Origin of the sequence: Streptomyces sp. NBC_00670 (assembly GCF_036226765.1) — a bacterium.
GTDB lineage: Bacteria > Actinomycetota > Actinomycetes > Streptomycetales > Streptomycetaceae > Streptomyces.
Genome location: NZ_CP109017.1, coordinates 6806723 through 6818807, shown reverse-complemented (window position 1 = coordinate 6818807; position 12085 = coordinate 6806723). Strand labels below are relative to the sequence as shown.

The following is a 12085-nucleotide window of genomic DNA, read 5'->3' as shown; positions in this document are numbered from 1 at the left end:
CTCTCAGCCCTGCTTCGGCGCGGGGTCGGGCGTGCGGCGCAGGGTGAAGGAGTGGCCGGCCGGGTCGGAGTAGCCGCGCTCCTCGTACGGGCCCGGCGCGTCCCTGGTCTCCAGCGGGCGTCCGCCGAGGGCGACGACCCTGCGCTCGGCCTCGTCCAGGTCGTCGACGAGGAAGTCGAGGTGGACCTGGAGGGAATTCTCCGGGCGCGGCCAGCTCGGCGGGGTCGCATTGGCGTCCCGGCGGAAGGCCAGCCGCAGTCCGTCGGAGCTGCGCACCTCCACCCGGTTCGCGGTCGCGTCGCTCTCCTCGGCGTCCAGGAACTCCTTGTAGAACGCGGCGAGTTTCTCGGGTTCGGCGCAGTCGAGGACGACGACGCCTGCCACTACCAGTCCCATGTCTCCTCCGTACGGGATCGGGCGTGGGCTCCCTGCCGGCCGCCCTGCCACGGGGCCCGCTGCCGCCGTCCGCCCTGCCTCTCCGTGCGGCTACCCCGTCCGGTGGACGCCAACTCCCTTGTTAAATGGCTGACATATGTCAATCGAACATGCTGGAATTCACTCGATCGGGGGTAACTTGCTGGGCGGGGCAGGAGCCGGCAGAAGGAGAACCCGTCGTGCAGCAGGACCCCGCGCCGCTCAGCCGGCATCTGCGTGTCCGCCGTGAACGCGCGCTTACGGTGCTCGAGTTCCGCGGTGACATCGACATCGCGGCGGCGGTCGAACTCACGCCGCTCCTGGACGCCGTGACGGAACGGCCGGGCCCGCACGTCGTGATCGACCTGCGCCCGGTGGACTTCTTCGACTGCTCGGGGCTGCGGCTGCTCACCCGGGTCCGGCTGCGGGTGCGGGAGCGCGGCGGAGAAGTCCATCTGGTGTGCACGCATCCGTTGACGCTGCGGGTGCTGCGGATCACCGGCGTCGCCGCGGTCATGCCCCCGCGGCCCAGCGTGGAGGCCGTCCTCGGGCGTCTACCGGAAGCGGCGTCCGACTGCCCGTGACGCCGGGGCGCCAGGCGCTGCGGTTCCTCCCCCGTGCCGCCAGGCCGCGGGCTCCTCCTCCCGATGACCTTCAACCGGGCGTTGTGCCACGGGATTTGGCGGGCATCCGGCAGGAGAAGGGAGGACAGTCGACATGACGACGTCCAGCAAGGAAACCTCCGAACGGTCCCCCGCGCGGGCCCCCGCCCGCCGGCTGCCCGGCTGGGCCAGGGCGCTGATCGCCGTGGTCGCCGTGCTCGCCGTGCTCTTCGCCGGGCTGCGGCTGGCCGTGCTGCCGGGGCTGCGGGACCTGTTCGGCGAGGAGACCCACGACCGCTCCGGCCCCGCGCTGCTGAAGTCCATCCAGGACCTGAGCCGTTACGACGCCGCCTCGGGCAACTTCCAGGTCGTCGTGGACCTGGAGAAGGACGCGAAGTTCCTGCCGGACGCGGTCCGCGGCACCCGCACGCTGTACGTGGGCGCCGGCACCGTCGACGCCTATGTCGACCTCGGCCGCCTCGGCAAGGGGGACGTGAAGGTCGACGACGACCGCACCTCCGCGACGCTGCGGCTGCCGCACGCGGTCCTCGGCAAGCCGTCGCTCGACCCCGACCGTTCGTACGCCGTCTCCAAGCAGCGGGGGCTGCTCGACCGGCTCGGTGATCTGTTCTCGGACAACCCCAACAGCGAGCGCGCGGTGCAGAAGCTGGCGGTCAAGCACATCGGCGAGGCCGCGAAGGAGAGCGAACTGACCGGCCGTGCCGAGGAGAACACCACCGGCATGCTCGACGGACTGCTGCACTCGCTGGGCTTCGAGGACGTCAAGGTGACCTACGGCACGTAACGGCGCCCTCCGGAGGTCCGGTCAGCCGCCCAGCACCGACGGCCACGCCAGCACCCCCACCAGCGCCGCCCCCGCCACCAGCCAGGCCACGTAGTCCCCCAGGTGCCCGGACCGCAGGCGCCGTACGGGGTCGGTCCAGGGGTGCGGGGCGGTGAGGTGCGGGCGGGTGACGGCGAGGGCGGCGAGGCCGGCCGCCAGCGCCGTGGACAGCAGGCCGAACAGCACCCCGGCGGGGGTCCAGTGGGTCGTGGTGACGACCGCCCCGCCGGACCCCGCCTCGCTCACCGCGTGCGAGACCACTCCGGCGAAGCCCGGGACGACGCCCATCGCCAGGGCCGCCGCCAGCAGCACGGTGGGCACCACGACCATCGTGTCGGGCAGTCTGCCCAGCCGCCCGTGCGTCTCCGGCTCCTCCCCCGTCCCCTTGGTCTCCGCCTGCGCGGCCTCCTCGGGTTCCGGACCGAGTCCGAGGAACACCCGTGCGGCGACCCGCAGTACGGCTCCGGCGGTCACGGCGGAGACGGCGACGTACAGCACGGTGAACGGGCCGCCCGCCGCCTCCTCCGAGACCGCCTTGCCGAACGCGGTGCCGAACGGCGGCAGTCCGGCCAGGGCCAGCCCGCCGGCCGCGAACAGCACGGCGGGCAGCCGCAGTTCGCGCGCCCTGCCGTGCAGCTCCTTCTCGTCGACGCTGCCGTACCGGTCGAGCAGGATGCCGGCCACGGCGAACAGGGCGGCCTTCACGCCGGCGTGCCCGAGGATGTAGAGCGCGGCCCCGTCGTCGCCCTCCGGGGTGTAGGCGCCGATGGCGACGAGGAACAGGCCGACGTGGGAGACGGTCGAGTAGGCGAGCATCCGTTTGATGTGCCGCTGGTACCAGCACATGAAGGCACCGCCGACGCCGGTGAGCACGCCGAGCGCGAGCAGCGCGTGCTCGAGACCCGCCGCCGGGATGCCGCCGGGCCCGGCGAAGACCGTGCCGTAGACCCGCCACACGCCGTAGACGCCGAGTTCGACCATGACGCAGGAGAGCAGCATGCACACCGGGGTCGGGGCCACCGCGTGCGCGTCGGGCAGCCAGAAGTGGAAGGGCACGGCGGCGGCCTTGACGAGCAGGCCGGTCAGGACGAGGACGAACGCGGCGAGGGTGAGCGCGTCGGGCCCGCCGTGCGCGTCCAGTCCCCGGCCGATCGCCGTCAGCGAGAGTTCGCCGGTGCGGGCGTAGAGCAGTCCGATGCCCATGAGCATCGCGTACGCGCCCAGGGAGTTGACGACGCCGAAGGTCAGCGCGCCCTGGACGGCCCGGGCCTCCTCGACCCGGTGGCCGGTGAGCGCGTAGGCGACGACGCTCATCAGCTCGAAGAAGACGAAGGCGTTGAACAGGTCCCCGGCGATCGCGAAGCCGCACATGCCGCCCTGGAAAAGCAGGACCAGCGCGGGGAAGGTGCCGGCCTGGCCCTCGGGCGCCTCGTCGAAGTAGTGCCAGGAGTAGGCGAGGGCGGCCACCGTGAGGACGGAGACGAGCGCGGCCATGCCGAGCCCGACGCCGTCGCCGACGAGGACGATGCCGACGCTCTCCCCGCCCTTCGAAGCCTTGGGCGGCCAACCGCCGACCCATTCGACCAGCGGGGGCGAGGAGTTGAGGAGCAGTACGAGCGCGAGGACGGCGGTGCCGGCCGAGACGACGACGCCGGCCGTCTCCGCGGCGATCCGGGGCAGCAGCCGGCCGGTGGCGGCGAGCAGTCCGGCGCCGAGCAGCGGGAGCGCGACCAGCAGGGGCAGCAGGTGGTTCATCAGCCGCGCAGCTCCCGCAGTTCGTCCGGGTCGGCGGTGCCGTGGCGCTTGACGACCTGGATGACCAGGGCGAGCAGCAACGCGGTGACGGTGGCCCCGACGACGACGTCGGTGAGGGTGAGCGCCTGCACCACCGGATCGACGACGGGCCGGGAGCCGGGCCGGATGTCGGAGAAGACGGGGGCGGTGCCGCCGTCGCGGTAGCCGACGGTGAGCAGCAGCACGTAGGTGGCGGCCTGGCACACGGACAGACAGCCCACGGCGTGGATCAGATTGCGGCTGGTGGCGAGCCCGTAGCAGCCGACCAGGAAGATGTACGCGGCGACGAGGTACGGAAAGAAGGTCATCCGTTCCTGTTCCCCTCCTCCTCGATCTCGACGGCCTGGTCCAGGAAGAGGGCCAGCAGGACGACGACGGCGCAGGCGACCTCCATGCCGATGAACGCGTTCAGCAGGGGCACGGAACCGCCGGAGGCCAGGGTGTTGAACGTGCCGTACGGCAGCAGGGCGTTGGCGAGGAACGCGGTCCCGGCGAGCACGCTCGCCAGGCCGAGGACCAGGTAGGAGCAGGTGGCGAGGGCGTCACCGAGCTCGAAGACGCCGACCGGGCGGACGCGTTCCAGGGAGCGGTAGTCGGCGCCGAGGTAGAGCAGGTGGATCGCGGTCGCGGCGACCACCCCGCCCTGGAAGCCGCCTCCGGGGCTGAGCTGGCCGTGGGCCACGATGTACAGGCCGGTGACGACGGCGACGGGCAGCAGGAGCAGCGCGTACCTGCGTACGGGGGCGGCGACCCGCGCGGACTCCGGTGCGGCGCGCTCCTCGTCGCGGCTCTGCCGCAGCAGGACGACGGTGCCGAGGACGGAGGCGAACAGGATGGTCATCTCGCCGAGGGTGTCGAAGGCGCGCTGGTCGAAGTTGACGGCGGCGACGGTGTTGGCGGTGTGCCGGGCAAGCGCGGCGCTCACCGCGCGCGTGCCGTACGGGTGTGCGGCGCGGCCGAAGTCGGGGAGGTCGAGGCAGGCGGCGATCAGCAGGGCGGTGAGGCCGGCGCCGCCGACGGCGAGGACGAGCAGCCGGGCGCGACGGGTCACCGGGCCTTCTCCCGCTCCCCGGTCCCGGCCCTCCTGGGCCGGCGTCTGACCTTGCGCACGGCCAGCATCAGCAGCAGCGGCGTGAGGGCGGAGCCGACGGCGAGCTGGGAGAGTCCGACGTCGGGGGCCTGCAGGACGGTGAACAGGACGGCGAGGCAGAGGCCGAGGAGGGAGAGGACCAGCGCCTGCCGGACGGGGTCGCGGACGGCGACGGCGGCGGTGGCCGCGGCGGCGACCAGCAGCAGGGTGACGACGACGAGCGGATCATCCACGGCCGTTGCTCTCCCGTTCGTCTCGGGCGGTCTCTTCTCCGGTGCCGAAGCCTCCGGACAGGGCTCGGGAGGCGATGAGGTTGCCGGCGATCAGCAGCGCGCCGACGATCAGCAGTTTGACCATGGCCCTGCCGGGCCCGGCGACCACGCACAGCACGACGACGACCACGGCGCCGTACGCGGCGACGGCGAGCGTGAGGTTGCGGGCGCCCGGTGGGTCCTCGGCGAGTTCGTCGGCGAGGAGGCGGGCGAAGACGAGGGTGCCGACGGGGCCGAGCAGGGCGAGGACGAGGGCGAGGTCGACGTAGGCGGGGCGGTCGTAGCCCTGGGCGAGCAGCAGGAGGGCGGGGGCGGCGAGGGCGCTGGACAGGTTCTGTGCGACGACCCGGCGGCGCAGGGGGCCGGTGACGACGCCCCAGAGGGTGGCGCCGACTCCGCCGGCCAGGGCGACGGTGGCGGTGGTGGTCCAGCCGTTCACCCGTCGTGCACCGCCCGTCGGGCGCCGTGGGCGGTGACGGCGCCGAGGAGGGAGACGGCGGCGCCGACGGTCAGTTCGAGGGGGGCGATGGTGCTGATGAGCATGAGCCACAGCACGAAGAGGGCCGCCCACCAGGCGGCGACCTCGCCGAGGGCGGCGCGGAGCGCGGGTCGGGATCCCATGCGACACCTCCGTCCACGGCCGGGCCCGTGACGCCCAGTTCCACTCGCGGCGCCATCCAAACACCACGGACGTGACGCGTGCGGCAGCACGCGCCGGTGGAACCCGCGGGGTTCCACCGGCGCCCCGTCCCCACCAGGGGCTCCGCCCCTTGCACCCCGGCGCGGGAGAGCTCGGGGGGTTCGGTTCGCCGGCGGGTACGGCCGCGTCGTGGCGGGTCGCGCAGTTCCCCGCGCCCCGTACGGGGCGCGGGGAACTGCGCGAGAAGTCCCCACCCACCCGCACTCCCCGACGAAACCCCACCCACCCGAGCTCTCCGGGGTCCAAGGGGCGGAGCCCCTTGAAGGGACGATGGGGGTCCCCCCTGCTCGAGCGCAGCCGAGAGCTTGGGGGAGGGTAGGGGCGGCGGGGGCGGAAAAACCGCGGCTCCTGCCCCCGCATCAGCGCCCCGACCCCGGGTAACCGCCCTGAGACACGGGGCAGTTGGCTGCGCAGAGGGGACCGGACGGAATGACCACCATGGCCGAGCGTCTACGACACGCCACCCGCACCCGGCGTACCACGAAGAAGCCACCCCCCGCCCCCCGGAACCCCACACCCCCGGGGCCCCGCCCCCTGCCCCTCCCCCTCCGCCTCCTCGCGATGCTCCTCGCCTTCACCGCGATGGTCGCCTTCGCCGCCGTCCTCGCCCGCCTGACCCTCGAACCCTCCCCCGCCTCCGTCCCCCTGACGCACAGCAACCTCCACCCCGGCCGCTCGCTGCGCGCCTACGTCGAGCAACCCGGCCTGCGGGACGCCGTGAAGCAGATCGGCGGCAACGTCCTCCTGGGCGTACCGTTCGGGATCCTGCTCCCCGTCCTCTCCCCCGGCACCCGCGGCCTCCTCCGCGTCTGCCTGGTGACCGCACTCGTCATGCTGGCCGTGGAACTCGTACAGGGCGCACTGATCACCGGCCGGGCCTTCGACATCGACGACGTCATCCTGAACACCACCGGCGCACTCCTGGGCCACCTGCTCCTCGGCCGCCGCCTGGGCCGCGCGGTCCACGCCCGCAAACCCCGCCCCCGCCCCCGGCCGGCCCGCGGCTAGCGCCCCCGCACCGTCCACGTGAACTTGTCGCCGCCGACCCACCGCACCACGTCCGGGTCGTCGAGATCGTGGACCCGGATGCCCGCTGCCGCGGCGACCATGAGGACGTCGGTGAGGGCCGTTGCCTCGCCGACGACCTCTCCGTCGATCTCCACGATCCGGAACGGCGGCGTACCCGGCTGGACTCCGAGCACCAGGATCCGCGGCCAGGAGATGTAGGGGCTCGCGCTTTCGGTCATGTCTTCGAGGGTAGTGACTGTTCAGCCGTCGAGCAGTTCCAGCACGGCCGCCTCCACCGCCCCCTGCGTGGCGGGCCGCCCGAAGTCGCCGTGCTCGCCCAGCCGGCTGAGCGCGGGCGCGATGGTGTGCCCCTGTTCGAACGCCTCGAAGACCCGTGGGTCGATGTAGGAGGACCGGCACACGGCCGGGGTGTTGCCGAGGTAGCGGCTGACCTCCTTCACCGCCCGGGTCGTCTGCCGCTTGCGGGCCGCCTTGGAGTCGCGCCCCGCCTCGGCGGTCACGGAGACGGCGACGGCGGCCAGGACGGTCGCGTGCCAGGTGCGGAAGTCCTTGGCGGTGATGTCGGTGCCGGACAGCCGCCGCAACGCCTCGTTCAGGTCGGAGCCGTGCAGCTCGTGCCAGGCCCGGCCCTCGTAGTACGCCAGCAGCCGGTCCCCGCCGCGCGGCCGGCGCAGCAGCGCCCGTACGACCTTCTCGGCGTCCTCGTCGACCAGTGCCCGCACCATCCGCACCCCGGACTTGGCGGGGAAGTTGAAGGCGATCTCCCCGCGGCCGCAGGTGACGTGCTCGCGGAGCATGGTGGTGAGGCCGTAGGTGTGGTTCTCCCGGGTGTGGCTGTCGCTGCCGATGCGGAAGAAGCCGAGGTCGAGCAGGCGGACGGCGCAGGCGGTGACCCGGGGGCGGGTCAGTCCGCGGTCGTCGAGGTCGGCGCGGACGCGGGCGCGCAGGTCGGGCAGCGCGCGGGCGACCTCGCGCACGTGTGCGTGCTTGGCCTCGTCCTGCCGGGCCCGGAACTCCTCGTGGTAGAGGTACTGGCGGCGCCCGGCGTCGTCGGTGCCGACCGCCTGGAGGTGGCCGTTGGGCCACGGGCAGATCCACACCTCGCGCCAGGCCGGCGGGATGACCAGGGCGCGGATGCGGGCGAGGGCGTCGGCATCGGTCAGGGGTTCGCCGTGCGGGTCGAGGTAGCGGAAGCCGCGGCCGGAGCGGACGCGGCGGTAGCCGGGGCCGTCGCAGGAGCTGGTGCGCAGTCTCACGGTGGTGCGCGCGGGGCTCAGGGCCGGCGCCAGTCGTCGCCGGTCAGATGCGAGCCGGCCATCGGACCCATCCGCAGCATCCCACCGTCGGCCGCCCAGGAGGAACCGGTGACGTAGGAGGCGTCGGGGCTCGCGAGGAAGGCGATCACGGCGGCGATCTCGCGGGCGTCGCCGGGCCGGCCGAGCGGGATGCCGGGCCGTCGCTCGGTGGTCGGGTCGGTGTCCTCCTGCCCGGTCATGGGGGTGGCGATCTCGCCGGGCGCCACCGCGTTGACGGTGATGCCGTGCTCGGCCAGTTCCAGCGCCATGACCTGGGTGAGCAGGCCGAGGCCGCCCTTGGCGGCGCAGTACGGCGCGGCGCCCACGCGGGGCGCGTGCTCGTGCACGGAGGTGACGTTGACGATCCGGCCGCCGTCGCCCTGCGCGATCATCCGCCGGGCGGCCCGCTGCCCGCACAGGAACGGGCCGAGCAGATCCACCTCGAGGACCTCGCGGATGTCGTCGAGTGCGAGGTCGAGGAAGGGGGTGGCGGTGCCGGTGCCGGAGTTGTTGACCAGCACGTCGATGCGGCCCAGCCGCTCGGCGAGATCGTCGACGACCCCGGCGGCGTCCGGCAGCCGGGTCAGGTCGAGCCGGGCCACCTCGGCACGGCGGCCATGCGCGCGGACCTCCTCGGCGGTGCGCTCGGCGCCCTCCTCGTCGGTGTGCCAGGTGATGCCGACGTCGAGTCCCGCCTCGGCGAGGCGTACGGCGGTGGCGCGGCCGATCCCCGAGTCCGAACCGGTGACGACGGCCACGCGGCCCGCCGGTGCGGCCGGGGACGGGTCGGGCACGGTCATGGGGCCTCCTCGGCGTTCCGCGATGCTCGGAGTCATCGCAGTACCCGGCCGGGGTACGGGCAAACCGGGACTCGGCAGGGGTGAGCGCGGTGCGGCGGGGCACTCCCGACGAAAGGGAGCCGAGACACCCCAGGGGCGGCCGAGGAGGCACCGATGGACCCGCTGGAGGCACTGGACCGGATCGCGTTCCTGCTGGAGCGGGACCAGGCGCCGACCTACCGCGTCCGCGCGTTCCGGACCGCGGCCGCCGTCCTGGCCCCGCTGTCGCCCGACGACGTGGCCGAGCGCGCCCGGACCGGGTCACTCGAACGGCTCAAGGGCATCGGCCCGAAGACCGCGCAGGTGGTGCGCGAGGCGCTGGACGGCGGTACGCCCGGCTATCTGGAGAAGCTGGAGGCGACGGCCGGTGAACCGCTGGTACGGGGCGGGGAGGAGCTGCGGGCGCGGCTGCGCGGCGACTGCCATCTGCACTCCGACTGGTCGGACGGCGGCAGCCCGATCGAGGAGATGGGCCGGACGGCGGCCCGGCTCGGCCACGAGTGGGCGGTCCTCACCGACCACTCCCCCCGGCTGACGGTGGCCCGGGGTCTGTCCCCGGACCGGCTGCGCGAGCAACTGGAGGTGGTGGCCGCGCTGAACGAGCGGTGGGCCCCGTTCCGGCTGCTCACCGGGATCGAGTGCGACATCCTCGACGACGGCTCGCTCGACCAGGAGCCGGAACTGCTGGCGCGGCTCGACGTGGTCGTCGTGTCCGTCCACTCCAAGCTGCGGATGGAGGCGCGGGCGATGACCCGGCGGATGGTGGCGGCCGTCCGCAATCCGCACGCGGACGTGCTCGGGCACTGCACGGGGCGGCTGGTGACGGGGAAGGGGCGGCCGGAGTCCGCGTTCGACGCGGAGGAGGTGTTCGCGGCGTGTGCGGAGGCCGGGACGGCGGTGGAGATCAACAGCCGGCCGGAGCGGCTGGATCCGCCGCGGCGGTTGGTGCGGCGGGCGGTGGAGGCGGGGGTGTTGTTCGCGGTGGACACGGATGCGCATGCGCCGGGGCAGTTGGACTGGCAGGGGTACGGGTGCGCCCGGGCGGAGGAGTGCGGGGTGTCGGCGGACCGGGTGATCACGACGTGGGGGGCGGACCGGTTGCTGCGGTGGACGGGTGCGGGTTCGTAGCTTCTTTCGCCCCCGCCGCCCCTACCTGTCCCGTCCTCAAGGGGCTCCGCCCCTTTGACCCCGGCACGGGGCTTCGCCCCGTTTCGCGCCCACGCGGCGGAGCCGCATGTCGATACAGCCCCGCGCCCCTGTCAGGGGCGCGGGGAACTGCGCATCTTTGGGGGTCCGGGGGCTTGCCCCCGGGGACGGGAAGGGTAGGGGCGGCGGGGGCGAGGAAAGTTGCCGTATGCACCCCCGGCGTGATCCACCACCACCCGTGGTACCCGTCCCCCACGTCATACAAAAAGGAGCACCGATGGAGCGCGCCGCCGTGTTCGACGTCGACGGGACCCTCGTCGACACCAACCACCTGCACGTCACCACCTGGTGGGAGGCCTTCCGTCAGGCCGGCCACCCCGTGTCCATGCACGCCATCCACCGCTCCATCGGCCTCGGCTCCACCGACCTGATCACCCACCTCCTCGGCGACAACCTGGAGGACGACGAGGTGGAGGCGCTCAGCGCCGCCCACAAGGCGCTGTACGGCACGTACTTCGACCGCCTCCCCGCCTTCGAGGACGCCGGGCGCCTGCTGAAGGCCCTGGACGCGGCCGGCTGGACGGTCGTACTGGCCACCTCCGCCGGCGGCTCCGAGCTGTCCGCGCTGCGGAGGGCGATCGACGCCGACGACGCGATCCGGGCGACGGCGAGCGCCGACGACGTCGAGGCGGGCAAACCCGCCCCGGAACCCGTGCAGCACGCGCTCGACCTCGTCGGCATCCCGCCCGAGCGGGCCGTCTTCGTCGGCGACACGGTGTGGGACATGCGGGCGGGCACCCGCGCCGGCGTGACCTGCGTGGGCGTCCTGTGCGGCGGCATCCCGCGCGCGTCCCTGGAGGACGCGGGGGCGGACACGGTCTACCGGGACCCGGTGCACCTGCTCACCTCGCTGGAGGAGGGCAACGGCCCGCTCGGGCGGAAGCGGGCGGAGCCGACGGGGTGACGCCCGCCGCGCCCGCGCTTGACTTCGAGCGCCCTCCAATTCGTAGCGTGCTCGCATGACCACAGCACAGCACGGCATCGGATCCGGTTTCGGCGCGACGAGCACGGCGGACGACGTCCTGCGCGGCATCGACCTGACGGGGAAGCTGGCCCTCGTGACCGGCGGCTACTCCGGGCTCGGCCTGGAGACCACCCGGGCGCTGGCGAAGGCGGGCGCCCGGGTGGTCGTGCCCGCCCGGCGGCCGTCCGCCGCCGCCGAGGCGCTCACCGGGATCGACGGCGTCGAGGTCGACGCGCTCGACCTCGGCGACCCGGACAGCGTGCGCGGCTTCGCCGAGCGGTTCCTCGCCACCGGCCGCACCCTCGACCTCGTGATCGACAGCGCCGCCGTCATGGCCTGTCCCGAGACCCGGGTCGGCCCGGGCTGGGAGGCACAGTTCGGCACCAACCACCTGGGCCACTTCGCCCTCGTCAACCGGCTGTGGCCGGCGCTGGAGCCGGGCGGGGCGCGGGTCGTCTCCGTCTCCTCGATCGGCCACCACGCCTCCCCGATCCGCTGGGCGGACCCGCACTGGCGCACCGGGTACGACAAGTGGCAGGCCTACGGCCAGGCGAAGACCGCGAACGCGCTGTTCGCCGTCCACCTCGACCGGCTCGGCCGGGACCGCGGCGTACGGGCGTACTCACTGCACCCGGGCGGGATCCTCACCCCGTTGCAGCGGCATCTGCCGAAGGAGGAGATGGTCGAGCGCGGCTGGATCGACGCGGAGGGCAGGCCGCTGAACCCGGCCGGGTTCAAGACCCCGGAGCAGGGCGCGGCCACCCAGGTGTGGGCCGCGACCTCGCCGCTGCTCGCCGACCGGGGCGGGGTGTACCTGGAGGACTGCGACATCGCCGAGCCCGCCCCGGCGGACGGCGCCCGCAGGGGCGTGAAGGACTGGGCGAGCGACCCGGAGCAGGCGGCCCGGCTGTGGGAACTGTCGGCGGAGCTGACGGGCGTGGACGCGTTCGGGGGCCGTGGCACCGTCTGAACGGCCCGGACGGTACGGGTGCCGCCCGCCGGGTACCCGGGCGGCTGGTCTTCGCCGTACCGAGAG

16 protein-coding genes are annotated in these 12085 nt (G+C 73.8%); 6 read left to right on the top strand and 10 right to left on the bottom strand.

Going from position 1 to position 12085, the window contains the following annotated elements; translation table 11 throughout:
* Positions 1-3: 3 nt before the first annotated feature.
* Positions 4-396: a VOC family protein gene (locus OIE12_RS29845; RefSeq protein ID WP_329140672.1), complete on the bottom strand. Its 393-nt coding sequence runs from the start codon at positions 394-396 to the stop codon at positions 4-6.
* 218 nt (positions 397-614) lie between these two features.
* Between OIE12_RS29845 and OIE12_RS29840 the strand changes: the two genes are divergently transcribed.
* Together OIE12_RS29840 and OIE12_RS29835 are read left to right on the top strand one after the other, a co-directional pair.
* Positions 615-998, top strand: coding sequence for an anti-sigma factor antagonist (locus tag OIE12_RS29840; protein ID WP_329140670.1), 384 nt, complete (start codon positions 615-617; stop codon positions 996-998).
* 133 nt (positions 999-1131) lie between these two features.
* The gene (locus tag OIE12_RS29835; protein WP_329140668.1) at positions 1132-1821 is read left to right on the top strand and encodes a DUF4230 domain-containing protein; all 690 of its coding nucleotides are present in this window, start codon (positions 1132-1134) and stop codon (positions 1819-1821) included.
* A gap of 21 nt (positions 1822-1842) precedes the next feature.
* Here the strand turns inward: OIE12_RS29835 and OIE12_RS29830 are convergent, their stop codons facing one another.
* The 6 genes from OIE12_RS29830 to OIE12_RS29805 are packed head-to-tail and all read right to left on the bottom strand — an operon-like array spanning position 1843 to position 5637.
* Positions 1843-3615, bottom strand: a complete 1773-nt coding sequence (locus tag OIE12_RS29830) for a complex I subunit 5 family protein (protein WP_329140666.1) — start codon at positions 3613-3615, stop codon at positions 1843-1845.
* Positions 3615-3962, bottom strand: a complete 348-nt coding sequence (locus tag OIE12_RS29825) for a sodium:proton antiporter (RefSeq protein WP_329140664.1) — start codon at positions 3960-3962, stop codon at positions 3615-3617. The genes OIE12_RS29830 and OIE12_RS29825 overlap by 1 nt, the downstream gene beginning before the upstream one ends.
* Positions 3959-4705: a hydrogen gas-evolving membrane-bound hydrogenase subunit E gene (mbhE, locus tag OIE12_RS29820; RefSeq protein ID WP_329140662.1), complete on the bottom strand. Its 747-nt coding sequence runs from the start codon at positions 4703-4705 to the stop codon at positions 3959-3961. Before mbhE ends, OIE12_RS29825 begins: the two co-directional genes overlap by 4 nt.
* Positions 4702-4977, bottom strand: a complete 276-nt coding sequence (locus OIE12_RS29815; protein WP_329140659.1) for a Na(+)/H(+) antiporter subunit B — start codon at positions 4975-4977, stop codon at positions 4702-4704. Before OIE12_RS29815 ends, mbhE begins: the two co-directional genes overlap by 4 nt.
* The gene (locus OIE12_RS29810; RefSeq protein WP_329140657.1) at positions 4970-5455 is read right to left on the bottom strand and encodes a monovalent cation/H+ antiporter complex subunit F; all 486 of its coding nucleotides are present in this window, start codon (positions 5453-5455) and stop codon (positions 4970-4972) included. Before OIE12_RS29810 ends, OIE12_RS29815 begins: the two co-directional genes overlap by 8 nt.
* Positions 5452-5637: a hypothetical protein gene (locus OIE12_RS29805; protein ID WP_329140654.1), complete on the bottom strand. Its 186-nt coding sequence runs from the start codon at positions 5635-5637 to the stop codon at positions 5452-5454. Before OIE12_RS29805 ends, OIE12_RS29810 begins: the two co-directional genes overlap by 4 nt.
* A 508-nt stretch (positions 5638-6145) precedes the next feature.
* Between OIE12_RS29805 and OIE12_RS29800 the strand changes: the two genes are divergently transcribed.
* Positions 6146-6724 carry a VanZ family protein gene (locus OIE12_RS29800; RefSeq protein WP_329140653.1) on the top strand — a complete coding sequence of 193 codons (579 nt, stop codon included), beginning with the start codon at positions 6146-6148 and terminating at the stop codon, positions 6722-6724.
* On the opposite strand, the gene OIE12_RS29795 is transcribed toward OIE12_RS29800, so the two are convergent.
* From OIE12_RS29795 to OIE12_RS29785, 3 genes are read right to left on the bottom strand one after another with little or no spacing between them, the layout of a single operon-like run.
* Positions 6721-6963, bottom strand: coding sequence for a hypothetical protein (locus OIE12_RS29795; protein ID WP_329140651.1), 243 nt, complete (start codon positions 6961-6963; stop codon positions 6721-6723). The genes OIE12_RS29800 and OIE12_RS29795 overlap by 4 nt on opposite strands.
* A gap of 21 nt (positions 6964-6984) precedes the next feature.
* Complete coding sequence (locus OIE12_RS29790; protein WP_329140649.1) at positions 6985-8001, bottom strand: DNA topoisomerase IB; 1017 nt, start codon at positions 7999-8001, stop codon at positions 6985-6987.
* A 17-nt stretch (positions 8002-8018) separates the two neighbouring features.
* Complete coding sequence (locus OIE12_RS29785; protein WP_329140647.1) at positions 8019-8840, bottom strand: SDR family oxidoreductase; 822 nt, start codon at positions 8838-8840, stop codon at positions 8019-8021.
* Between the two features lie 153 nt (positions 8841-8993).
* Between OIE12_RS29785 and OIE12_RS29780 the strand changes: the two genes are divergently transcribed.
* The 3 genes from OIE12_RS29780 to OIE12_RS29770 all read left to right on the top strand — a co-directional run bounded on the left by OIE12_RS29780 (position 8994) and on the right by OIE12_RS29770 (position 12019).
* Entirely contained in the window at positions 8994-10007 is a 1014-nt protein-coding gene (locus tag OIE12_RS29780; protein ID WP_329140645.1) for a PHP domain-containing protein, read from the top strand.
* A 295-nt stretch (positions 10008-10302) separates the two neighbouring features.
* Positions 10303-10989 carry an HAD family hydrolase gene (locus OIE12_RS29775; protein WP_329140643.1) on the top strand — a complete coding sequence of 229 codons (687 nt, stop codon included), beginning with the start codon at positions 10303-10305 and terminating at the stop codon, positions 10987-10989.
* Between the two features lie 55 nt (positions 10990-11044).
* On the top strand, positions 11045-12019 hold the full coding sequence (locus tag OIE12_RS29770) for an SDR family NAD(P)-dependent oxidoreductase (protein ID WP_329140641.1): 975 nt from the start codon (positions 11045-11047) through the stop codon (positions 12017-12019).
* The last annotated feature ends 66 nt before the right edge of the window (positions 12020-12085 follow it).

Excerpts from the sequence above, each read along its gene's own strand:
- OIE12_RS29775 (WP_329140643.1), top strand. The coding sequence starts at position 10,303 with ATGGAGCGCGCCGCCGTGTTCGACGTCGACGGGACCCTCGTCGACACC.
- OIE12_RS29800 (WP_329140653.1), top strand. The coding sequence starts at position 6,146 with ATGACCACCATGGCCGAGCGTCTACGACACGCCACCCGCACCCGGCGT.
- OIE12_RS29780 (WP_329140645.1), top strand. The coding sequence starts at position 8,994 with ATGGACCCGCTGGAGGCACTGGACCGGATCGCGTTCCTGCTGGAGCGG.
- OIE12_RS29825 (WP_329140664.1), bottom strand. The coding sequence starts at position 3,962 with ATGACCTTCTTTCCGTACCTCGTCGCCGCGTACATCTTCCTGGTCGGC.
- OIE12_RS29785 (WP_329140647.1), bottom strand. The coding sequence starts at position 8,840 with ATGACCGTGCCCGACCCGTCCCCGGCCGCACCGGCGGGCCGCGTGGCC.
- OIE12_RS29830 (WP_329140666.1), bottom strand. The coding sequence starts at position 3,615 with ATGAACCACCTGCTGCCCCTGCTGGTCGCGCTCCCGCTGCTCGGCGCC.
- OIE12_RS29835 (WP_329140668.1), top strand. The coding sequence starts at position 1,132 with ATGACGACGTCCAGCAAGGAAACCTCCGAACGGTCCCCCGCGCGGGCC.
- OIE12_RS29795 (WP_329140651.1), bottom strand. The coding sequence starts at position 6,963 with ATGACCGAAAGCGCGAGCCCCTACATCTCCTGGCCGCGGATCCTGGTG.
- OIE12_RS29845 (WP_329140672.1), bottom strand. The coding sequence starts at position 396 with ATGGGACTGGTAGTGGCAGGCGTCGTCGTCCTCGACTGCGCCGAACCC.
- OIE12_RS29770 (WP_329140641.1), top strand. The coding sequence starts at position 11,045 with ATGACCACAGCACAGCACGGCATCGGATCCGGTTTCGGCGCGACGAGC.
- OIE12_RS29805 (WP_329140654.1), bottom strand. The coding sequence starts at position 5,637 with ATGGGATCCCGACCCGCGCTCCGCGCCGCCCTCGGCGAGGTCGCCGCC.